Below are 22,782 nucleotides of genomic sequence, written 5' to 3'. Positions count from 1 at the left end.
CCCGGAATAACAAAATTCTAATTAAAAAATTTTCATATTTATTTCAAAACAGTAGCACTCATCATTCCGATAACAACATCGTTGCTTACTGCCGTTAGTTTTATAGATTTTAATTCTTTATTCGGGTCAATCGGCAAATCCAGAATTGTAGCAGCTCCGCCTTCTACAGCCCGTTCTGTGAATCCTTTGATGCCTGAATATTTACTTAGACTGCCGCCTTTGTATAATTCTCCGGTTTTCAGTTGAACTCTGTAAGGAATTTTATCATCCGGAATTTCAAAAGCAAAATTATCATCAAACAAATCCTGCTCAATCGGCCACCAATTCACAGGGTTTTTAAGTTCTAATTCTGTACCTGAGCCGTCAGAATATTTGACAGTAATTGTTCCGTTAATAATTTGTGACTGCATCGGATTGGTAGAACCTGCCATCAAAAAATAAATTTTCTTTCCTTTGCCGGAAACCGGAATTTCAACTGATTTCGGAAAATGATCCCACTGACTTGTAAAAACAATATTTTTCTCAGCATTGTCAATTAAAAAAGGAATTCCAAGAAAATCAACTTTGTCGTTTTTTCTTTTATTCATTAATCCACTATCATCGATTTGAGCATTGATTAAAGGATAGCACCAATTTCCAATTCCCTGCCACGGAAGTTGTAGAGTAGGGACTTTCAATCGTGGTGAAAGGTATTTCTGATTAAAAATCTCAGTAACTTTTTCATTGTATTTTGAAGTTAATGAAACTGGATTGAACTCGCCTTTATTTTCGATTTCCCAATCTGTTATTTCTACATTTTGTTTAATTCCGTTGTATTCAAGCTCAATTGAATTGGTTCCTTTGCTTAAAATATTTGTGGGAACTTCAACGGAAGTAGTTTGATTGGGTTGAATTGAAAATGTTGTATTTAAACCATTACTACTCAATTTTCCGTTGATTAGATTGGCTGATTTTGATTGAATCTGTAATTGTTTATTCACCCATTTTGTTTCCAAAGGATATTGAATATCAACATTCACAGGCTGCCACCATTTCGTTCCATCTTGTTCCAATTGAACGAAAAAAGTTCCTTTTCTTTCTTCTTTAATTAACTCAAATTTTTGCTTAACCACCCCGTCTTCTCCCTTCGGTCGAATCCACCCCTCCAGAGGAGGGGAATTTTTAATCAGTTCCTGGGGATCGGAGATTTGCAGGATTTTCTTTTTTGAATCTAAATTTAACTGAAGATTTTCAGAAATATAATTGATGTAATCGGTTTGTTCGTTCTTTAATTCTTCTCCGGAATAATTGATTTCAATTTTAAATTCTTTTTCTGTTGGCGTTTCAAATTGTACAATAGGCTGTAAAATAGAGTTGGGCTTAATTTTCCAGTCTACTTTTTTACCATTCACTTTCACCGATTGTATTTGCGTATGATTCACAGGAATCTGCATTTCCAAAGCCACTGATTTCGGATAATTTGATTTAAATGAATATTCCGATTTTTTTGAATTTCTATTGAATTTCAATTCCCAATCAGGAAGCTTTAATTCGGCAAAATTCCAGTCTTTTGGGAAGCCTGGTTTTATTTCAATTTTATTTTCCAGTAATTTAGGATAAACCCCGAAAAGTCCTTCCGTTAAAGTTCGGGATGCAACACCAATCGGATCGGCAAAATCACGGTACAATTCGCCACGGAATGCGTCATAATGTGATAATTGCTCAAAATTTCCCGGGCTGATTCCGTAATACATACTTTCAACTAAGTTTCCCTTCCAAAGTCGGAATGCATCTTCATTTCTTCCGGCTTGCCAATACGCCAAAGCAGTTTGGAGATTTTCTGCCAAAGCCACATTATTAATGGACCAGTCGTAGGGTTGCCAGTTTGTTGTAGAAAGTGTGTAATAGTTTTTATTAATTTCACCTTTTACTGTTATAGGAATTTTTGGAATATAATTGTTGATGTATTGTAAGTTCTGATAATCTTCAAATTCATTTAAAATATAAGCATCCGAAACGTGGTAAATCGACCATATTCCGGGCTTGTCATGAAGAATTTGATTTCCTAAAGCATCTTTGAATTCCGCGAAATAACCGTTCTTTTTCATCCAAAGCTGGTTTTTCATCGCTTTTAAAATAGCTTCGGCTTCTTTTTCATAAGGGGTGGAATCTTCACCAATGATTTTTGCCAGTTTAGCCATTTCACGGTTGGCTCTGTAATTATAAGCTGAAGTATGAGTCACTTTTCCGCCTGAATATTGCAACGCATCACTTGCCCAAATTGCAGCGTACGCATCATACAGATCACCCCGTTTGAAATTTCGTTTTTCCCAATCTATATGACGAACCATTACAGGCCACATTTTCTTTAAAAATTCAACATCTCCGGTGTAATTAAAATGCGAAAACATCTGGTCAAAAAATACCAGATTCATATCATAGTGATGTGGTTTTGTATTGTCATTCGGATTTCTGGAAATATATCCGCTTGAGAACACTGAGGTTCCCATTTTTTCTTTGTGTCTTGCCAAATGTAAAAGCGTATCCATTTCAGCGGGTGCAAAATCAGGTTTTAAAACCTGAGAATTTGAATAGCTTTCAAAATGTTCTTTTGCTCTGTCGTGCCAATTTAATGCATCAGCTGTATAAGCTCCGCGCCAGGCATTCAGTCGCATTCTCCAGGCAACGGCACCGTGGAGAAAGGTCGGGCTTTCCCAGATTCCGTCTGCGGCGACGGCAAGATTGGCTCCGAAATTATTTAAATCTGCATCCGGAGTTTTAAGCTGGATTCGATTGGTTAATGTTAAACGAGATTTCTCGGCTTCATTAAATATGTTTTTCAATTCTTTATCCGAAAAATTTTTCCCGGATTTCCCTTTGGCAATCTGAATGAAAACAGGTTGGTTTTGTGAAGAATAAGCTGCGTAAACGATTGGAGATTTGTCTGTCTTATTTTGAGTAAATTCCGAAAGTTTTTCTAACGTTTGAGCATCAGTTTGCTGTAAAGAATTAACAGATGAAAAACTTCCGTTGACGGTTTGAATTTCTTTTTTCTTGTTTAAATAATTGAGTTGAAACTGATTTTTATTGATTTGAATCTGATTATTTAAGCAATATTCAGGAAGCAAATAAAATCCGGATTCCGGATCGGCACCGATATCACCGTTTCTGCTGAAAGTGGTTCCGCTTGCACCTCCATAAACTGCATAGATTTTTATAGCAGAATCTGCATTTACAGTTTCCATTTTTAAAACCAAACCTTCTTCTTTGGCTTGTGCTAAAACGGTAAGTTTTAAACTTCCTTTTCCTAAAATCGGATCTTTAACTTCATACAACATTGATCCGGGACGATACCGGGTTTCAATTTTATCAGCATGAATTAATTTTTTTATCGAATTTCCTTTTTGAATCACAAACTGGAGATTTCCGCCCATTCCGGGAAGATACAACGCAAATTCCGGCAAATCTCCGGCTTCTACACGGGAGGCACGATTATCTCCGTACAAAGCACGGTTGAAGCGGTATTTTCCGTTAACCAACAAAAAATCTCCTTTATCTTCTTTGTAGTGAAGCTCCCGTTGATTCTTCTGCCAATGTTTGGATTGGGAATAAGAATGTGAGAATGCCGATAAAACAATCAGTCCTGCAAAAATGGTTTTTCTTCGCATTTTAGTTTTTTAGCTCAGTTAATGGCCTTCCGTTAACGATTACGTTTTTTAAGGTTACATTTTTCAGGTAATCAACTTTATACGGAATTTCAATACCGTTTATTTTGGCATTAATCATTGTGAAATCTGTTACAGGCGAAGATTCATAAGCATCGGAGAAGACAGCATATTTTCCTCCTTTTTCTACCGTTAAATTTTCCACCCAGATATTTCTGATGGTCGGGATGAAGTTCCCCGGTTTTTCATAATGCATATTGAAACGTACTGCAGCTTCTTTGTAAGCGCCTACTTTTGTATTGTAGAAAAATACATTTTCGATAATTCCGCCACGGCTTGAACTGGTTTTAATACGAAGTGCCCTGTCAAGGTTTTTACTGTCCATCACATTTCCTATGGCATAAATATTTTTTGCACCGCCCGCAATTTCGCTTCCGATCACCACGCCGCCGTGTCCGTCTTTCATTTCACAGTTTTCGATGATGTGATTTTCTGCTGGTTTCCCGATACCTCTTCCGTCTTCATCTCTTCCTGATTTTATGGCGATACAGTCATCTCCCGTGTCGAAATATGAATCTTTGATCCATACATTTTTACACGCTTCAGGATCAAAACCGTCATTATTAGGACCGTGGCTGATTACTTTTACTCTTTCAATCAGTACATTTTCACACAATACGGGATTAAGATTCCACATTGGAGAATTTTTCACCAAAACATCCGCCATATAGAAATTTTTACTCTTATAAGGCTGAACGAAATTAGGTCTCAAATAATATCCGTCACCAAATATTCTTTCTCTCGGATCTTTCTTTTGAGCCATGTATTCATGCAGTTTTGCACGAGCCGGATTTTGTCTTCCCGGACGGGATTCGTTCCAGCCATATTTTTTTGCACCGCACCAAAACCACCAATGGTCGTTATCAGAGTTTCCGTCCAATGTTCCTTTTCCGGTTACGGCGATATTTTCTTCTTCGTAAGCATAAATCAGGGATGAATAGTTCATGCATTCCATTCCTTCCCATCTTGTAAAAACAATAGGATAATCATTACTGTCCCGGCTGAATAAAATGGTAGCTCCCTCGCTTACGTGTAAATCCACATTACTTTTTAAATAAATAGCTCCTGTCAAAAAGATTCCTTTTGGAACGACAACTCTGCCGCCGCCTTCTGCATTGCATTTTTCAATGGCTTTTTTAAAAGCTTCCGTATTTTTTGTCTTTCCATCACCAATGGCTCCGAAATCTGTAATGAGATAATCTTTTTTTCTAAAGTTGGGTTTTACAATTTGTTCTTTGAGAGCCTGAATTTCTTTTAGCGGTTGTTGTGCAGAATTCCAGGGTTTATATTGAGCCGAAACTGAAATCGATAGTAATAGAATGATAAAGAATAAAGCATGTTTTTTCATAATGACAGATTTTAAAGAAGGCTACTTCAGGTATTTTTCCTTTATTTATCGCAATCTAAAATAATTATGATTATAAATTATCCTGCACTGTCTGTATAAATTAATTGATTCCGGAGTATTTTGTGATGGGATTGTTCTTTTGGTATAAAAGTGAATTCACATTGTGGACTAATTTGATTTCATCACAATATTACTTTTGTTTTGTCCGGCTTTGCACAGTTTCATTTGCTTCATAGAAGGATATTATTTTTTTCTGGGCTGCGATAATGGCTGTTAAATGCGCAATCGTTTCGTTTTTTTGTTCGATCTCTTGTGCTGTTATGCAATCATCAAAGAGATTTTCTATCAAACTATGGTCACGATAATAAATGAAGAGATTGGTCTGAAGGAGATTTGAAAAATTAATGAGAGTCTGAATGTCTACAGAGGGGCTATCATAAATATTTTCCAGCATTGACTCGTTAATATTCAGATAAGCCAGTATATCATCTTTATTTAGTGATTTTTCGAGCGTAAGCCTGCTAATAATTTTTCCTATGTGGGGAAGTGTTGGTTTGTTATCGTAATTCTTCATTGCTTCTGTTTTTAGCACTTACTATATTTCTTTTATCGAATAATCTTTATTGACAACGTCATCTTTAATGGATTGCTTAATTCTGGTAAAACTTTCCGGTCCTTTACCAAGCCGGGATAAAATAGGCAACATTGCCAGAATGTTTAATATTTCGGTAGATTTATTTGTTGGGCTTTGATTGCTTACAAAGTGATTGGTATTTATTCCCTCTTCTAATACGGCTGCTAACCAGGCCACCATAAAATCATAGAATTTTATTAATTCAAATTTTATTTGTTCATCTATGTTATTCATGTCAGATGAAATGGAAACAATCGGACACATTTTTCCCTTTTGAGCCAAATCCACATAGAAATCAATAAGCATGGATAGCTTTTTATTTGGGGATTTTCTTTTTATCGTTTCAAATAGATCATTTTGTTGTCGTTGGGAATAATTAATTATGCCCACAATAAGATCAGCTTTAGTTGGAAAATAATAGTGGATAGAAGAAGTTTTGATACCAATAACATTAGATATATCCTGAAAGCTAAAGGCGTTGAAACCATTATCAGACAACAGTTCTGATGCCACAGCTAATATTTTTTCTTTTGTATTCATATATATGTATCTACCTATTACTAGATAGATAAATATACACTTTTTTTATTAAGAAGAAACATGCTGCTAATTAAACTGTTTTTAAATGTTGCCGTAGATATTCGGCGGTAAATGACTTATTCTCTTTTAATAAATTGACTGGAGTTCCTTCAAATATAACCTTACCACCGTATTTACCGGCTCCGGGGCCGATATCAATGATCCAGTCCGCATGTGCAATAACATCAAGATTGTGCTCAATAACAATGAGCGTATTCCTGCTGTCAACCATTTTATCCATAAAATTAAGCAGCTTTTGAGTGTCATTGGGATGCAAACCTGTACTGGGTTCATCCAAAACAATAATCTTTCCGGCTTGGTTCAGTTCCCTTGTCAGTTTTAACCGTTGTCTCTCACCACCGGAAAAGCTATCCAGTCTTTGTCCTAAAGTGAGATAACCAAGACCAAGTTGGTCTAATAGATTAAAGCTGTCCTGATATTGTTTATCCTTAAAGAAAATAATGGCTTCCACTACGGTCATATCCATCACTTCTACAATATTTTTTCCGTTATAGTGAAAGTTTAAAACTTTTGGCTTAAACCCTGAACCGCCACAGTTTTCACAGGGTTGCTCAATATCATCCATAAAAGCAAGATCGATTTTTTCTACACCGGTACCTTTGCAATTTTCGCAGCCGCCTTCGCTGTTTCTGCTAAACAGTTTGTCAGAAACATGATTTGTTCGGGCAAAAAGCTTTCTGACAGAATCAGATAAATTAAGGTAGGTCAGAAGGTTTGACCGTTTGCTTGCTGTAAATAAAGATTGGTCTATCACTGTAACATCGGAGTAGAATATTGGCAAGACCTTATTAATCAAAGTACTTTTTCCCGATCCGGCCACGCCCGTGATCACCGTCATCACGTTTGTTGGTATTTTTACAGTGACATTTTTTAAATTGTGTAAATCAGCATTTCTAACTTCCAAAAACTCATTTGAAGTCCTTGGTGAGGTCTTAATCTTTGCCTTCTTTGCAAAATAGGACCCTGTTTTTCCTTTTGATTTTTTTAACTGATTAAATTCACCGTCAAAAATAATTTCGCCACCTCCTTTACCGGCTTCCGGACCCATATCAATTACCCGGTCTGCAATTTTAATAAGGTCGGGATCATGTTCAACAATGAGTACAGTATTACCTTTGTCCCGTATTTGTTTTATAATTCCTGCAATATTTTGCAAATCTTTGGGATGCAGGCCGATACTGGGTTCATCGAAAATGTAAAGTAGATCGGTTAAGCTGTTTCCCAGATTTTTTACCATTTTTATCCGTTGCGATTCCCCGCCCGATAAGGTGTCGGTTCGTCTGTCCAATGTGAGATATTGCAGGCCAATGTTCACAATGTTTTCCAGTTTTTTTACCAACTCATCCAGTATGATTTCATAAGTCTTCGATTGAAGTGAATTCACAAATTCCAGGAGTTCGTCAATTGAAAGAGCGGTACAGTCTGCAATATTTTTACCATTGATTTTGCAGGATAAAATTTTATTGTTTAGCCTCGCCCCGTGACATTCCGGGCAGCTTTTTGTGATGATGACATTCTTTAAAGCTTCTTTTCGAGTAATATTTTCCTTGGAATCCTTTATTAAAAATGCTTTTTCAATCCGTGGTATCAGACCCTCATATTTTACGGTTTTTCCCCATTCGCTATCCGGTTTCTTTGGCTTATGCAATGATGCATATAATAACATATCCAATTCCTTTTCCGTGTAATCCTTTAATTTTTTATCATTGTCAAAATAACCGGACTGTGTATATCTTGTCAATCGCCAGCCGCCGGGTTGAAAAGTAGGGAAGTGTATGGCACCTTCGTTGAGGGATTGCTCTTTGTTTAAAAGAACATCTATATTGACTGTTTGAACAAAGCCCAGTCCGTCACACTTTTTACACATTCCGAGCGGATTATTAAACGAAAACACGTTCGAATAGCCTACAAAAGGTTTTCCCATTCGTGAAAAAAGCAATCTCAGGGAAGCATAGACGTCAGTTGCTGTTCCGACGGTTGATCTTGCATTCCCGCCAAGCCGTTTCTGATTGATAATAATAGGGACATTTAAATTTTCAATTTTGTCAACATCCGGGACTCCGATATGCTGCAGGCGGTTTCTGATGAAGCTATTTTGAGTTTCATTAAACTGGCGCTGCGCCTCAGCTCCGATTGTTTCAAATACCAAAGATGATTTACCGGAGCCCGATACCCCTGTAAAAACACTAATCTTTCTTTTAGGTATCTGCAGCGAAACTGACTTTAGATTATTTTGTCTTGCATTGGTAACGATAATGTGTTCCATAATTGTTAACTTTGTTAAATATTAACGAAGTTAAGCATTGTAATGTTTTTATGAATAAAACAGAAACGGAATTTTACCACGTATTTACAGATTTACAGTGTTATATACTTGCTCATATGAACAAAGGGGACATCCGTGGAGTTACGGCAACACATTATAATATTATTGAATACCTCTACAGAAACAACAATACGACCGGAAAGCAGATTGCAAAAGCATTCAACATAAGCCAGGCAGCCATTTCAAGACAACTTAAATTTCTGGTTGAAAAGAAGCTTATTGAACAGCAGCAATCCGAGAAAGACAGGCGGGTGTTTAATTTAAGTGTAACGACGGCAGGAAAGAATATCATTGACAACTCTGAGAACTTTAGGGAAAGTACTGCGAAAACGATTGGGCATTCTCTGACCAAAAGTGAATTTGAAGATCTCATAAGACTCATGCAAAAGATGATGTCTGTGGTTTATGGATAAATTTTTATAAATATTTATTATCTTTAAAATACGGGATTCTTTTTTATCAAAGTTTTCTTCACCGGGTGGTCTACAATTTGCATTGAACAGGTCATCAGTTTCTGTCACTAAGAATATGCGTTAACCGTAACAAATATAAATAGTATGATTTTGGATGAAAACCTACTGCTCGAAAATGGAGCTGTATATGAAGATTATCGCGCCCAGGAAATCATATTTAAAATGGGAGACACACCACACTTTTATTTCCAGGTTGTTAGCGGTATAGTAGAATTGAACAATTATCATCAGGATGGGAAGGAATTTACCTTAAACATTCTTTCTGAAGGACAAAGTTTCGGAGAATCAATGCTTTTCGGTAAAAAAAACTATCCAATGAATGCTGTTGCAAAGACAGATTGCAGAATTTTGAAATTGGCAAAACCGGATTTTCTGAAATTGGTAACTGAAAATCCGGAAATAATTCTTACGCTATTTCAATACCTATCCGACAGACTGTTTTATAAATATGTGATGTTGTTTAATAATTCGTCAGCCGAACCCATTACAAAGATTAAATCGCTGTTGGATTATTATAAAGAAAGCTCTTTGCACAAGGATCAGTATTCATATAAAGTTCCGCTTACCAGACAACAAATTGCCAACCTTACCGGACTACGTGTGGAAACCGTTATTCGTTCGGTCAAGAAAATGGAAAAAGAAAAGATACTGGAAATCAGAGACCGCCAGATCTTTTACTAAATCATGGGAATACCTTATAGTTATTCCATTTCATTGAATTGGCGATAATGTCTATATCACCCTTTGTTTAATAAAAGAAAAGAACTAAAGACTGTCTATTTCGGACGGTCTTTTTTCTATGGCTACATCAACTATTTCATTAATTTTTAATTTTCTGAATCTGCCTGTCGCCCCATTCTTTTAAGTGCGCAATGAAAGGAATCAATTCTTGTCCTATTGCGGTCAGTTTATATTCTACCTTTGGCGGAACTTCATGATAAACTTTCCGCTCTACCAAATCATCAGCTTCTAATTCACGGAGTGTTTGAGTAAGCATTTTAGGCGTAATATCTGTCAGTGTTTTTCTCAGTTCACCATAACGCATAATACTTTTTGCATGAAGGTACCATAAAATACGTCCTTTATATTTGCCGCCGATCCTTCTAAAAGCATAATCTACTGAGCACGCAGGTTCGTTTGGATATTTTTTCATTCTTTTTACCAATTTTATTTTACTGTAAATCAGCATAGTATCTTTTTAGTATGTAGATTACAAAAAAGTGCATACTTGACACAAATATACTGTGTTATTACTTTTGATGCAATTAAAAAGTCAGACAATGAAGACAATTATTCTAAACAAAGCAGGCAACGCAGATCATCTTAAAATAGCAGAAACTCCGCAACCCTCTGTAAAACCAGATGAAGTACTTGTTAAAGTAAAAACGATCAGTATTAATCCTGTAGATGTCAAGGCAAGAGCATATGAAGGTGTTCTGGAATGGATTTATAAAGGAGAAAAAGACATTATTTTGGGCTGGGACATTTCCGGAGAAGTTGTGGAAATCGGCCATGAAGTACATTCATTTAAAGTTGGAGATGAAGTCTTTGGAATGGTCAATTTTTTTGGAAACGGAAAAGCATATGCCCAATATGTGGCAGCCCCACAAAATCATTTGGCACTGAAGCCTGAAGGCATTACCCACCAGGAAGCAGCAGGAGTTTCAATGGTAGGATCTACTGCCTATCAGGCATTAGTGGAAGTAGCCAAAATTAAAAAAGGAGACAGGGTGTTAATTCATGCGGCTTCAGGAGGTGTTGGGCATATTGCTGTTCAGCTTGCTAAATATTTCGGTGCCTATGTTATTGGTACTTCATCAATCAAAAACAGGGAATTCGTACTGTCACTGGGAGCTGATGAACATGTTGATTATGCAAAAGGTGATCTGGTATCAACGATTAAAAATATTGATATTGTTATTGATACCATCCAGGGACAGACACTGTCAGATTCTGTGGATGTAATGGGTTCCGGCGGAACAATTGTAACCCTGCCAACTCCGGAAATTCCTGAAGATATAAAATCCAGGGCAGAAGAAAAGCACATTAATATTCAATTTATGATGGTAGAATCAAAAAAAGAAACCATACAGGTTCTTGCAAACCTTCTATCAGAGGGTGTTATTAAACCCCATATCCATCAGCAATTCGCTTTTGAGGATATGAAAAAAGCCCATTTGGAAGTGGAAACAGGAAGAGTAAGAGGAAAAGTGGTCGTGGTGTTGTAAGTCTCATGAGACATTTATGATCACACTCATAAAAGCAATACTCTTCATTGAGGAATTTCTTAACTTCATCAAAAAGTAAAATGTATCAAAAGAGGTTAGTTTACAAAAAAGCTAACCTTTTTTATCTCATAAATCATCTCAATTGAAAGTGTACAGCTAATTTAATTAAAGAAGCCCATCAATATCATGACGGGCTTCTTAAGGGAACTCTCAATTTAAAAATTAGGAGAAGCGTCAGCTTTTTTTCATGGTTTTTAGAATCACATAAATATAATGATAATTTTTCACTATTCGGTGTTTTTTATTTATATGATTTATTTATAATTAATTATAAATATTTATTGTTTATTTTTTCCGTGGTTAAATGCTGAAAATTCCTTATTGTTTAACATCAATGATTAGGATGTTACTGGAAATAGCCGGGAGTGACTTGACAATTTATGCAGTATGATTTTACACAGTTAAAGAAGCCCTGAATTCCAACGGACTTTGATTAGTTTTAGTCTTAAATAAACGACTGAATGACTGTGAATACTCAAAACCTAATTCGTAAGCTATTTCTGAAATTGATAAGTTAGAAGTAGATAATTTTTCCTTTGCTTTTTCAATGATTTTGTTTTGTATATGTTGCTGTGCATTTTGTCCTGTTAAGGAACGCAGCATATCACTCAGATAACTTGGCGAGAGATTGAGACTTTCTGAAAGATGCTGAACAGTCGGAATTCCTTGGGTGGGCAGATTTTCATCTTTAAAAATTTCTTCCAAAAGTTCTTCCATTTTTTGCAACAGGTTATGGTTTACAGCTTTTCGGGTAATGAATTGACGCTTGTAAAACCGATTGCTGTAATTGAGTAATGTTTCAATTTGTGAGATAATTACATCCTGACTGAAATCGTCAATCCGGTTTTGCAATTCATCCTCGATATTTTTAAAAATTGAAATAACGGTTAGTTTTTCTTTTTCCGAAAGATGCAATGCTTCGTCGGCTGAATAAGCAAAAAAGCCATACTGCTTAATTTTTTTTGCTAAAGGATAGGTCATTAAAAAATCGGGGTGAATCAATAAAGTGTAGCCGGAATGATCACCATTATTATCACTGTCTGCAGTCACCTGGTTGGGCGATACGAAAAACAACCCGCCTTCATCAAAGTCATAATAATGCTGGCCGTATTTTAATTGTCCGCTGAGATTTGACTTATAAGAAATCTTATAAAACGCAGAAGTACGCAGGCCAGCTATATTGCTGTAATCTATTTTTTTGTTGGTATTATCAAAAAAACTAATCAACGGATGCATGGGTTTTGGTAACCCAAGCAACCGGTGCAATTCTGATAGTGAATTGTAATTGTAAGGAATATTTTCGCCCTTTTTCATCTCATAAATTTAGTGATTTTCTACCAGGGAATTTCACCTGTGTCGGGATTCATATCTTCGGAGAAAAATTTACCTGTTGGCCCGTCCTCATCAATGATGGCATATTTTACAATTCGGTTGCCGGCATCTTCAACAGAACCTTGTCCCAGATTATGATTGAAATCTGTTTTTGTAGAACCCGGACTTACTGCGTTCACCTTGAAAGGAAGGTCCTTCAATTCATAAGCCAGTACAATGGTGTACATATTTAAAGCTGATTTTGAAGATTGATACACCGAACTTTTGAAGTTGTAATGAATGAAATTTGGGTCGCTGTGCAAAGTGAGCGAGCCTTGACTTGAACTTACGTTGACAATTCTGGGTGCTTGTGATTTTCGCAATAAATCCAAAAACGCTTGCGTAACTCTTATCACACCAAACACATTTACCTCATATACTTTTTTGTAAACATCAACACCGGTTTCTGTTGCAGTGTGCATTACAGGTTTATCACCGTTAAATTCTATTCCATTGATCCCTGCATTATTAATCAGTACATCCAACACCTCTGTTTTTTTTCCCAATTCTATCCGGGCATTGTTTACCGAATGCTGACTGGTAACATCTATTTCTAAAAATTCTACATTTTCCAGTCCCTCATTTTTTAATTTTTCAACGGCTTCTGTACCATTTTTAAGATTTCTGCTGCCCAAATAAACATAATAACCTTTTTTAGCCAGCTGTCTTGCCACTTCTAAACCAATGCCTTTGTTTGCTCCTATAATTAATGCCTTTTTCATTTTTTTTAATTTTAAATGTTTGATGAGCAAAGGTCATTATATCTCAAATGGTACCTGTAACCTGATTGAGGTTTCTTGTAACAAAATCGAGGAATGTTCTGGATTGTATAATTTGGAGGGTGTTTTCGCCTTAAACTCCGGAGAACTTTGTTTTAAATAACTATATTCTACTTTTAATAATACTGCAACCAGTTTTGATCGACTCTGAGAAAATTGGGTAAGATTTCATATTAACCTTAGAAAAATATGATCCGTTTCGTCTACAATAGATAGTGCTATACTATTCCTGATTTTCTCAATTTATATCGCCTTGCCTAAAGAAATGGTAAAAAAAAAACGTTTTTTTTTGCTTTTTTTAAGCTAAAAAGTGTTTTTATTACACTTAAAATAAAAAAAAGAATTAAGAATTTTTTACGATTCTTATCATATTTTTTAATCTGAAAATTAATCTGATTTTTTAAATGACTCAACTTTATAATTAATTGTTTATTCATGTCTTATAAGAATCATTAGTGTTATTTTTATGATAACCTTATCATATTTTTAACAACATTCTTATCATAAAAAATCGATATGTAATCTACTGATAAGCAGCAGATAATGTTGATTTTATTTTTTTTTATCAATTGAATTTTTATATTTGTCATGTTACGTAAATGTTAACATAGAAATGATTCCGAACTTTATTCATACATATGTTTCTGTCGATTGTGTCGTCTTTGGATTTGATTATGAAAATCGACTTAATATTTTATTGGTGCAGCGCCACTTTGATGATGTTCCCGAAGAAAGCCAAAGAAAGCTGCCGGGTAGCCTGATTTTTAGTGACGAAGATGTAGACGATGCCGCACAGCGGGTACTTCATGAATTGACCGGTATTAAGAAAATGGTCCTTAAGCAGTTCAAATGCTTTGCAGATCCTTTGCGGGCCAGTAACAAAGTGGATATAAAATGGATGGATAAGGAGTATAAGCATCATATCGACAGGATCATTACTGTGGCTTATCTGTCTCTTTGTAAAATTGACCATAAGATCAACAGTACAAAATATGATACGGTAGACTGGTATCCGATAGATGAAGTTCCTTCACTGCCTTTTGATCATAATAAAATTATTAATGAGTCCTTAGTCGAGATCAGAAAATGGATAGAATCCGACTTTTCTATTATTTTCGAATTGCTGCCGAAGAGATTTACAATAAGACAGCTTTATCAGCTCTATAGTGCTCTGAGCGAGAAACGTATTGATATTAAGAATTTTCACAAAAAGATTTCATCCTTCAACTACATTATACCTTTAGAGGAGATAGAGGCTAATGTTTCGCATCGGGCTGCAAGATATTACAGATTTGATGCTAAAATTTTCAAGAAAAACAACACTAAACTAATAAAATAAATACCCGCTTTTTGAATTATGTACTTGTTAGGATATGACATTGGCAGTTCTTCTGTAAAAGTTTGTCTCATTGAGGCATCCAGTGGAAAAATTATAGCATCAGATTTTTCTCCTAAAAAAGAAATGAAAATCACTGCTGTCAATCCCGGTTGGGCAGAGCAAAACCCTGCTGACTGGTGGATAAACCTGAAGCTGGCTCATGAAGCCGTAATGCATGAATCCGGGATACAGGCGGAAGACATCAAAGGAATTGGCATTACCTGGCAGATGCATGGGCTGATCCTGGTAGATAAAGATCAGAATCTTTTACGCCCTTCCATTATCTGGTGTGACAGCCGTGCTGTGCCCTATGGAGAAAAAGCTTTTCAGGAAATAGGAACAGAAAAATGTCTTTCCCGTCTTTTAAATTCGCCGGGAAATTTTACAGCTTCAAAACTGGCGTGGGTAAAAGAAAACGAACCGGAAATTTTTGAAAAGATAGATAAAATCATGTTACCCGGAGATTACATCGCCATGAGGCTTTCCGGGCAGATAGGAATGACTGTTGAAGGTCTGTCAGAAGGGATATTCTGGGATTTTAAGAACAACTGTATTTCAGAAGATATAATCAGTTATTATGGGATTCCCAAAAGCTTTTTCCCTGAGATCATCCCAACTTTTGGCATTCAGGCAACGGTATCTGCAGCTGCAGCACAGGAATTGGGACTGAAAGAAGGAACCCCGATTTCCTACAGGGCAGGAGACCAGCCCAATAATGCTTTGTCATTAAATGTTTTTAACCCCGGTGAAATCGCATCTACGGCAGGAACTTCGGGAGTAGTATACGGAGTGCTTGATCAGCTTGATTATGACAGGCGTTCCCGGGTAAATACCTTTGCTCACGTTAACCATACGCCGGAAGAAATCAGATTAGGTGTTTTGCTGTGTATCAACGGAACAGGTATTTTAAACTCCTGGCTAAAACATAATTTTGCCACATCATTGCCGTCTTACGGAGATATGAACGATATGGCTTCACTTTCACCGATCGGTTCAAAAGGGCTCAGCATTATACCTTTCGGAAACGGTGCAGAAAGAGTGCTCGAAAATAAAGACACCAGCTGCTCTATACACGGGATTAATTTTAATATCCATTCAAAAGGAGATATTCTGCGTGCAGCACAGGAAGGAATTGTCTTTTCTTACGAATACGGGATGAATATCATGAGAGAAATGGGGATGGATATCCAGGTAATCAGGGCAGGAAATGCCAATATGTTTTTAAGTTCAATTTTTCGCCAGTCGCTTGCAGGAGTTAGTAATGCAGTTATTGAGCTTTATGATACAGATGGAGCGGTAGGAGCTGCAAGAGCTGCCGGAATGGGAATAGGTTTTTATGCCGACTCTAAGGAAGCCTTTACCGCCCTCGAAAAAATTGCAGTGATTGAGCCTGAAACTGAAAAAAGAGAACAATATTTAGAAGCCTATTCAAGATGGAAAGATCATCTTAACGAAATAATATAACCCAATTTACAAACGGAAGTTTCCATAACACTTACTGATTTAAAGAATCAGTGAGCAAGGGAATCCTATATCAATTTTAAATAACAAATTAAATATAAAAATCAAATAAATATGAACATTTTAACAGGTACAAAAGAGTTTTTTCCAGGTATTGACCAAATTAAATTTGAAGGTAAGGAAAGCAGGAATCCTTTAGCATTCCGCTACTATGATGCAGAAAGAATGGTAATGGGAAAACCTATGAAAGAATGGATGCGTTTTGCAATGGCTTGGTGGCATACCCTGTGTGCAGATGGAAATGATCCGTTTGGAGGTGCAACGATTCATCATCCCTGGAATAAAGGAAATGATGCTATTTCCAGAGCAATGCATAAAATGGATGCCGGCTTTGAGTTTATGTCAAAAATAGGCTTCCAGTACTATTGTTTTCATGATGTAGATTTGGTAGAACCGGCAGATAACTGGAAAGATTATGAAAAAAATATGCAGGCTATCGTAGAATATGCAAAAGGAAAACAGGCTGAGTCCGGCATTAAGCTTTTGTGGGGAACTGCCAATGTCTTTACCCATGAAAGATACATGAACGGAGCATCTACCAATCCAAACTTCGATGTTCTGGCCTGTGCCGGGACTCAGGTTAAAAATTCTATTGACGCAACAATTGCACTTGGAGGTGAAAACTACGTTTTCTGGGGTGGAAGAGAAGGCTATATGAGTCTTCTGAATACCGATATGAAGCGTGAAAAAGATCATTTGGCCCGCTTCCTTATGATGTCCCGTGATTATGCACGTCAGCAAGGTTTTAAAGGAACTTTCTTGATCGAGCCTAAGCCTATGGAGCCTACAAAACATCAATATGATTACGATTCTGAAACGGTAATCGGATTCCTGAGACATTACGGTCTTGATAAAGATTTTAAATTGAATATCGAAGTCAATCATGCTACTCTTGCAGGACATACGTTCGAGCATGAGCTTCAGGTTGCTGTAGATGCAGGACTTCTGGGAAGTATCGATGCCAACCGTGGCGATTACCAAAACGGATGGGATACCGACCAGTTCCCTATAGATTATTACGATCTGGCTCAGGCCTGGCTGGTTCTTCTTCCTGCAGGAGGATTAGGAAACGGCGGGGTTAACTTTGATGCAAAGATCAGAAGAAATTCTATTGACCCTGAAGATTTATTTATTTCTCATATTTCAGGGATGGATGTCTTTGCTAGAGGCTTACTGACGGCTGCTGATATTCTTGAAAAATCCGATTATAAAAAATTACGCACCGAACGTTACGCTTCATTCGACAGCGGTAGCGGGAAAGCTTTTGAAGAAGGTACTCTCACGCTGGAAGATCTTCAGAGAATAGCCCACGAAATAGGTGAGCCTCAGCCAAAAAGCGGCAAGCAGGAATTGTTTGAAGCTATCGTGAATATGTACATCTAATAAAACAGAAAGGCTGGTATAACACTAAGGATGAATTTAATAACAGCCTTTTTTCAACCCTAATATTTAAAGATTATAATTATGAACCGATTTTATTTGGCCAAAAGTAGTAATAAGGCGGCGTTGTTTTTTGCAATGGCTTTGTTGCCTTCAGGCATGATTTATTCCCAGGTTAAAAAAGATACGGTAACAAAAGAGAAGAAGATAGATGAAGTTGTTGTTATTGGATATGGCACACAGAGAAAAGAAGCGGTAACAGGATCTGTTGCTACGGTAAAGGGAGATGCATTGAGAGAAGTACCGTCTGCAAACATTACGCAGGCCTTACAGGGCAGAACAGCCGGTGTTGATATTTCTCAGACCTCTACCAAACCGGGAGCCACGATGCAGATCCGTATCAGGGGAACCAGGTCATTAACGGGGGACAACAATCCGTTAATCGTATTGGATGGTATTCCTTTCGTAGGATCATTAGGAGATATCAGCTCAAGTGATATCAAGAGTATTGATATTTTGAAAGATGCATCCGCAACAGCAATTTACGGATCAAGAGGTGCCAATGGCGTAATCCTTGTGACAACGAATAGAGGAACAAAAGGTCAGAAGCCAAGATTTACTTATAATACCTTTACCGGAGTTCAGACTTTATTCTCAAAATATCCTATGATGGATGGTCCCAAGTTTGCCCAGCTGCGTGCTTATGCCATTCCTGCCGGAAACACGACACCTTTATACAGTAATGGTGCCGATGAAAACAACAATACCAATACAGACTGGCAGGACCTTTACTATAAGCCGGCCATGATGACCAGTCATGATATCGGAGTTTCGGGAGGAACAGAAGGCGGAAATTATAATGTGGGACTGTCATACTTTAAGCAGAATGCATTAATTCCTATTCAGAATTATGAAAGGTTTGCCTTACGTACAGCCATTGATCAGCAGGTTGGTAAAATTTTCCGGTTCGGATTCACTACCAATACCAATTATACCGTATCAGAAGGCAATGGTGTAAATCCGGGAGCAGTTCTGGGATATTCTCCCATTGCAGACCCTTACAGAGCTGACGGAAGCATGAAAACATTAATGAGCACGGCAGGAGGAATAGATCAGACCTGGATTTATACACGTAAGAATTTAGAAAGTCTGGGGAATAAATATGTTGATGAAACAAAATCTTTTGCATCATATAATAATCTTTACGGTGAATTGAACCTGCCTGTGACCGGGTTGAAATACAGATTGAATGTAGGATTAGACTATCGTACCTCAAACAGTGGAAACTATACAGGAGTAGGAGTATTTAATACCAACCCGTTGGGGCCTTCATCTGCCGGAAAAGGAAACAACCAGACCTATCATTGGGTTCTGGAAAACCTCCTGACCTATGACCGTACTTTCGGGAAGCATAAAATAAATGCTGTAGCACTATATTCGGCAGAAGGGAACAGATATACGAGCTCTTACATGAGTGCGAAAAATGTTCCTGCAGACTTTTTCCAATACTATAATTTAGGACAGTCTCCACAGGCAGATATTACGGTAAGACCGGAAGACCAGATATATTGGCAGACCGGCTTGCTGTCCGCCATGGGAAGAGTGATGTATACATTTAATAACAAGTATATGCTGACAGCAACTCTTCGTGCCGACGGATCATCAAGGCTTGCTCCCGGAAATAAATGGCATACCTATCCGGCAGTATCCGTGGGATGGAATGTGACCAATGAGTCATTTATGCAAAACATCAAAGTCATTAATCTCCTTAAGTTCAGAGCCGGTTGGGGACAAACTTCAAATCAGGCAGTTGATCCGTATTCTACCTTAGGAAGACTGAGCGTTACCCCTTATAATTATGGCAGCACCAACAGTACGGGAGTATATGTAAGCCAGGCTCCCAACCCGGATTTAGGGTGGGAATATTCCAGAACACAAAACTATGGGGTAGATTTCGGATTGTTTAATAACCGTCTTACGGGAAGTGCAGAATATTACAAAACCCACACATTCGATCTTTTAACTCAAAAAAGTCTTCCATCTTCCACGGCCATCGGATCTATTGTATCCAACGTCGCAGAGACGGAAAATAAAGGAGTTGAAATCAGCCTGAACGGTATTATTTTCGATAACCCTGATGGCTTTACCTGGGAAGCGGGAGTGAATTTTTATACCAATAGAAATAAAATCCTGTCTCTTGCCTCCGGAACCACTCAGGATGTAAACAATTTATGGTTTGTAGGCCATAACATTAATTCTCTGTATGATTACCAGTACGTCGGTCTATGGCAGGCAGGCGATCCTTACCAGAACATTCTGGAACCTGGAAGTGCAGCAGACGTGATCGGCTCTATAAAAGTACTCTATACAGGCGGATATAATCCTGATGGAACCCCTGTAAGAGCAATAGGTCCTGCAGACAGACAGATCTTTGATACAGCTCCGAAGTTTCAGGGTGGATTTAACATGCGTTTTGCCTACAAAAATTTTGAGTTGAGCACGGTTGGAGCATTCCAGCACGGAGGAATTCTGATCAGCTCAGTATACGGGTCTGCAAGTTATCTTAACAGATTGACAGGTAGAGGTAATAACGTGGATGTAGATTACTGGACAGAAGAAAACACAGGTGCTTACTTCCCTCGTCCGGGTCGTCATCTGAGCGGTGATAATCCGAAGTATTCTTCCACACTGGCCATGTTTGATGCATCATATCTGAAGCTTCGTACCATCACTCTGGGATATAATGTGAATAAGGAGTTTTTAAAAGATTTAAAGATTAATAGTTTTAGAATCTACTTTACAGTAACAAACCCTATTGTACTATTCTCCCCTTATCATAAATTTTCCGGTATGGACCCGGAGCCGAATTCTTATGGAAACGAAAATCAGGCGGTAAGCGGTTATTCAAGCCGTCAGCTGATTATAGGAACTAATAACCCTTCTACAAGAAATTATTTAATGGGACTTAACTTAACTTTTTAAAACTGTACAGTCATGATAAATTTTAATAAAAAAATGATATTAGGAGCCATCTTTTTATCATTAACATTTACAGGTTGTAATGAAATTCTGGATGAGGAGCCGAGATCAATATACACTGTTGACTACTTTAGCACACCGGAAGGAATTAACCAGAGTTTCACCTCTTTATACAGACAATTGCGATTGTTATACGGTAACGGATATTTCATGAGCAACTGCCAGAACGGAACCGATGAATCTACCTTTGCCCAAAGCGCTGACGGAAATTTTAAAGAGCTTGACATGTCCGGAAACGGAACAATCAATTCCAATACATTTCCAACAAGCATGGTATGGGGCGCTGTTTTCCCTTACATTAACACAGCCAACGGAATTATAGAAAAAGGCCCCGGTTTCGGAGTTGCAGAATCAATGATTTCCGAAGCAAGATTTTTTAGAGGATTCGATTACTTCATGCTTGTTCAGACTTATGGAGGAGTACCTCTGGATCTGGGCGCCGGCGAATTGAAATTTAATACTAAACCCGCTACAACTTCCGTAAGGAATAATGTTTCGGAAGTATATACAAAAGCTATTTTCCCCGACCTTAAGATGGCAATTGATAACTTACCTTCCAGTCCGCGTGTAACAGGAGGTGTAACAAAAAATGTGGCAAGACTGTTTTTGGCTAAAGCTTATCTTACCTACGGATGGTGGCTGCAGAATCCCAATAATATCCCTACCTATCCTGAAGTATCAAGAAACGATCCCGATGGACATAATGCACAATGGTATTTCCAGCAGGCTTATGACATCGCAATGGCGGGAATTAATGCTCCCGGTCCTTACGGTTTACAGCCTACTTTTTACGATGTTAATGTAGGTCCTAATGACAGAAATAACGAATGCATGTTATATGCAGATCATACCCAGTCAAGCTCGTATTACAACGAAGGAGATCCCGTAGGATTCGGTTCAGGCTGGGCTCCTGATAATTTTGCAGCCTGGATGCAGACATGGAATTACACAGCGATTAAAAGCAGCAAATCTCCGTCGTGGGCTTCTGCAGATATCGTAAGTTCCGTACAGCGTGCTGCCACCCAGCCGTTGGGCCGTCCATGGGTACGTATGTGTCCTACCATCGGGGTTATTAAAAATACATTTGCAGATAAAACCAATGATTCAAGATATGACGGAACATTCGTAACGACATACAGAGGAAACTGGGATAAAGCAGGCGTTACAAACCAGGTTCTGTATAATGCCAATAATTTACCCGTTCAGCCGGGAGGAGCGATCCTTAGTTTCCTGAATGATGACTCTCAGGCTCCCGTTTATCCTTCAGGAAGCGGACAAAATGGAGTAGGAGCAGGAACATTGCCGGGAAGAGCAGACTGGGTGATCGCACCGAATGGCATCAGCAGAATTGTATATCCGGGTTTATGGAAAATAGGAACCTACCGTACAGATGATCCTAACGGACTGGGATACCCTAATGCCGGGTTAACACGTCCTTTCAACGTAGCCAAATTCTCAGAATTTTATTTCATTGCCGCAGAAGCCGCTGTAAAAGGAGCTTCAGGAGCCATGAATGCCAGAGATCTTATCAACGTCATTCGTGCCCGTGCAGGAAAATGGAAATGGAATAATAACGGGAATACCTCATATATCGCTGATAACAGTGCACAGATGATAGCGGCTACCCCTTCAAATATAACTGTTGATTACATTCTTGCGGAAAGATCCCGTGAATATTATGGTGAATTTTACAGATGGTATGATCTGGTACGTACTCAGAAATGGGGCGAATATGCAGCAACCTATCAAATTGGCGGCTCCTCTTATGGAAACCATACTCCGGAAACCGTTACAAGAACAATACTGCCGTATCACTATCTGAGGCCAATTCCTCAGGGACAATTGGATGCAATGGAAGTGTCTGCAGATATAAAAGCTAAATATCAAAACCCTGGTTACAATTAATAATTTTTCACATTCATATCAACAAGCAAAGTAGGT

Annotated in this window: 16 protein-coding genes; 8 read left to right on the top strand and 8 right to left on the bottom strand. The window is 37.8% G+C overall.

Annotated features, from left to right (window positions below; all coding sequences use genetic code 11):
* Positions 1 to 38: 38 nt before the first annotated feature.
* The 5 genes from AB8P06_RS05590 to AB8P06_RS05570 all read right to left on the bottom strand — a co-directional run bounded on the left by AB8P06_RS05590 (position 39) and on the right by AB8P06_RS05570 (position 8,552).
* A complete protein-coding gene (locus AB8P06_RS05590) occupies positions 39 to 3,647 on the bottom strand; it encodes a DUF4450 domain-containing protein (protein ID WP_369839043.1) in 3,609 nt (1,202 codons plus the stop codon).
* 1 nt (position 3,648) lies between these two features.
* Entirely contained in the window at positions 3,649 to 5,052 is a 1,404-nt protein-coding gene (locus AB8P06_RS05585) for a glycoside hydrolase family 28 protein (RefSeq protein WP_369839040.1), read from the bottom strand.
* 190 nt (positions 5,053 to 5,242) lie between these two features.
* Positions 5,243 to 5,626 (bottom strand): hypothetical protein, encoded by a 384-nt coding sequence (locus AB8P06_RS05580; protein WP_369839037.1) that lies wholly within the window; start codon positions 5,624 to 5,626, stop codon positions 5,243 to 5,245.
* 21 nt (positions 5,627 to 5,647) lie between these two features.
* The gene (locus tag AB8P06_RS05575; protein WP_369839035.1) at positions 5,648 to 6,226 is read right to left on the bottom strand and encodes a TetR/AcrR family transcriptional regulator; all 579 of its coding nucleotides are present in this window, start codon (positions 6,224 to 6,226) and stop codon (positions 5,648 to 5,650) included.
* Positions 6,227 to 6,296: 70 nt separating this feature from the next.
* Entirely contained in the window at positions 6,297 to 8,552 is a 2,256-nt protein-coding gene (locus AB8P06_RS05570) for an ATP-binding cassette domain-containing protein (protein ID WP_369839032.1), read from the bottom strand.
* Positions 8,553 to 8,602: 50 nt separating this feature from the next.
* On the opposite strand from AB8P06_RS05570, the gene AB8P06_RS05565 reads away from it, so the two are divergent.
* Both AB8P06_RS05565 and AB8P06_RS05560 read left to right on the top strand, forming a co-directional pair.
* The gene (locus AB8P06_RS05565; protein WP_369839029.1) at positions 8,603 to 9,025 is read left to right on the top strand and encodes a MarR family winged helix-turn-helix transcriptional regulator; all 423 of its coding nucleotides are present in this window, start codon (positions 8,603 to 8,605) and stop codon (positions 9,023 to 9,025) included.
* A gap of 144 nt (positions 9,026 to 9,169) precedes the next feature.
* Complete coding sequence (locus AB8P06_RS05560) at positions 9,170 to 9,766, top strand: Crp/Fnr family transcriptional regulator (protein ID WP_369839027.1); 597 nt, start codon at positions 9,170 to 9,172, stop codon at positions 9,764 to 9,766.
* A gap of 139 nt (positions 9,767 to 9,905) precedes the next feature.
* Here AB8P06_RS05560 and AB8P06_RS05555 read toward each other — a convergent pair whose 3' ends face one another.
* Entirely contained in the window at positions 9,906 to 10,238 is a 333-nt protein-coding gene (locus AB8P06_RS05555) for a winged helix-turn-helix transcriptional regulator (RefSeq protein ID WP_369839024.1), read from the bottom strand.
* A gap of 127 nt (positions 10,239 to 10,365) precedes the next feature.
* Between AB8P06_RS05555 and AB8P06_RS05550 the strand changes: the two genes are divergently transcribed.
* On the top strand, positions 10,366 to 11,313 hold the full coding sequence (locus AB8P06_RS05550; RefSeq protein WP_369839021.1) for an NADP-dependent oxidoreductase: 948 nt from the start codon (positions 10,366 to 10,368) through the stop codon (positions 11,311 to 11,313).
* A 453-nt stretch (positions 11,314 to 11,766) separates the two neighbouring features.
* Here AB8P06_RS05550 and AB8P06_RS05545 read toward each other — a convergent pair whose 3' ends face one another.
* Together AB8P06_RS05545 and AB8P06_RS05540 are read right to left on the bottom strand one after the other, a co-directional pair.
* A complete protein-coding gene (locus tag AB8P06_RS05545; RefSeq protein WP_369839018.1) occupies positions 11,767 to 12,687 on the bottom strand; it encodes a helix-turn-helix domain-containing protein in 921 nt (306 codons plus the stop codon).
* Positions 12,688 to 12,707: 20 nt separating this feature from the next.
* Positions 12,708 to 13,466 (bottom strand): SDR family oxidoreductase, encoded by a 759-nt coding sequence (locus AB8P06_RS05540; RefSeq protein ID WP_369839015.1) that lies wholly within the window; start codon positions 13,464 to 13,466, stop codon positions 12,708 to 12,710.
* 670 nt (positions 13,467 to 14,136) lie between these two features.
* Here AB8P06_RS05540 and AB8P06_RS05535 point away from each other — a divergent pair.
* The 5 genes from AB8P06_RS05535 to AB8P06_RS05515 all read left to right on the top strand — a co-directional run bounded on the left by AB8P06_RS05535 (position 14,137) and on the right by AB8P06_RS05515 (position 22,746).
* Complete coding sequence (locus tag AB8P06_RS05535; protein WP_369839012.1) at positions 14,137 to 14,862, top strand: NUDIX hydrolase; 726 nt, start codon at positions 14,137 to 14,139, stop codon at positions 14,860 to 14,862.
* A gap of 18 nt (positions 14,863 to 14,880) precedes the next feature.
* Positions 14,881 to 16,365, top strand: a complete 1,485-nt coding sequence (locus AB8P06_RS05530) for a xylulokinase (protein WP_369839009.1) — start codon at positions 14,881 to 14,883, stop codon at positions 16,363 to 16,365.
* Between the two features lie 111 nt (positions 16,366 to 16,476).
* Positions 16,477 to 17,805, top strand: a complete 1,329-nt coding sequence (gene xylA, locus AB8P06_RS05525) for a xylose isomerase (RefSeq protein WP_369839006.1) — start codon at positions 16,477 to 16,479, stop codon at positions 17,803 to 17,805.
* 81 nt (positions 17,806 to 17,886) lie between these two features.
* The gene (locus tag AB8P06_RS05520) at positions 17,887 to 20,784 is read left to right on the top strand and encodes a SusC/RagA family TonB-linked outer membrane protein (protein ID WP_369839003.1); all 2,898 of its coding nucleotides are present in this window, start codon (positions 17,887 to 17,889) and stop codon (positions 20,782 to 20,784) included.
* Between the two features lie 12 nt (positions 20,785 to 20,796).
* On the top strand, positions 20,797 to 22,746 hold the full coding sequence (locus AB8P06_RS05515; protein WP_369839000.1) for a RagB/SusD family nutrient uptake outer membrane protein: 1,950 nt from the start codon (positions 20,797 to 20,799) through the stop codon (positions 22,744 to 22,746).
* Positions 22,747 to 22,782: the final 36 nt, after the last annotated feature.

Source organism: Chryseobacterium tongliaonense, assembly GCF_041224435.1.
Lineage (GTDB): Bacteria > Bacteroidota > Bacteroidia > Flavobacteriales > Weeksellaceae > Chryseobacterium > Chryseobacterium tongliaoense.
This window is presented reverse-complemented; position numbering and strand designations above follow the sequence as displayed.

What these genes read in the sequence shown, in the direction of transcription:
- AB8P06_RS05590 (WP_369839043.1), bottom strand. Translation starts at nt 3,647, where the DNA reads ATGCGAAGAAAAACCATTTTTGCAGGACTGATTGTTTTATCGGCATTC.
- AB8P06_RS05585 (WP_369839040.1), bottom strand. Translation starts at nt 5,052, where the DNA reads ATGAAAAAACATGCTTTATTCTTTATCATTCTATTACTATCGATTTCA.
- AB8P06_RS05580 (WP_369839037.1), bottom strand. Translation starts at nt 5,626, where the DNA reads ATGAAGAATTACGATAACAAACCAACACTTCCCCACATAGGAAAAATT.
- AB8P06_RS05575 (WP_369839035.1), bottom strand. Translation starts at nt 6,226, where the DNA reads ATGAATACAAAAGAAAAAATATTAGCTGTGGCATCAGAACTGTTGTCT.
- AB8P06_RS05570 (WP_369839032.1), bottom strand. Translation starts at nt 8,552, where the DNA reads ATGGAACACATTATCGTTACCAATGCAAGACAAAATAATCTAAAGTCA.
- AB8P06_RS05565 (WP_369839029.1), top strand. Translation starts at nt 8,603, where the DNA reads ATGAATAAAACAGAAACGGAATTTTACCACGTATTTACAGATTTACAG.
- AB8P06_RS05560 (WP_369839027.1), top strand. Translation starts at nt 9,170, where the DNA reads ATGATTTTGGATGAAAACCTACTGCTCGAAAATGGAGCTGTATATGAA.
- AB8P06_RS05555 (WP_369839024.1), bottom strand. Translation starts at nt 10,238, where the DNA reads ATGAAAAAATATCCAAACGAACCTGCGTGCTCAGTAGATTATGCTTTT.
- AB8P06_RS05550 (WP_369839021.1), top strand. Translation starts at nt 10,366, where the DNA reads ATGAAGACAATTATTCTAAACAAAGCAGGCAACGCAGATCATCTTAAA.
- AB8P06_RS05545 (WP_369839018.1), bottom strand. Translation starts at nt 12,687, where the DNA reads ATGAAAAAGGGCGAAAATATTCCTTACAATTACAATTCACTATCAGAA.
- AB8P06_RS05540 (WP_369839015.1), bottom strand. Translation starts at nt 13,466, where the DNA reads ATGAAAAAGGCATTAATTATAGGAGCAAACAAAGGCATTGGTTTAGAA.
- AB8P06_RS05535 (WP_369839012.1), top strand. Translation starts at nt 14,137, where the DNA reads ATGATTCCGAACTTTATTCATACATATGTTTCTGTCGATTGTGTCGTC.
- AB8P06_RS05530 (WP_369839009.1), top strand. Translation starts at nt 14,881, where the DNA reads ATGTACTTGTTAGGATATGACATTGGCAGTTCTTCTGTAAAAGTTTGT.
- xylA (WP_369839006.1), top strand. Translation starts at nt 16,477, where the DNA reads ATGAACATTTTAACAGGTACAAAAGAGTTTTTTCCAGGTATTGACCAA.
- AB8P06_RS05520 (WP_369839003.1), top strand. Translation starts at nt 17,887, where the DNA reads ATGAACCGATTTTATTTGGCCAAAAGTAGTAATAAGGCGGCGTTGTTT.
- AB8P06_RS05515 (WP_369839000.1), top strand. Translation starts at nt 20,797, where the DNA reads ATGATAAATTTTAATAAAAAAATGATATTAGGAGCCATCTTTTTATCA.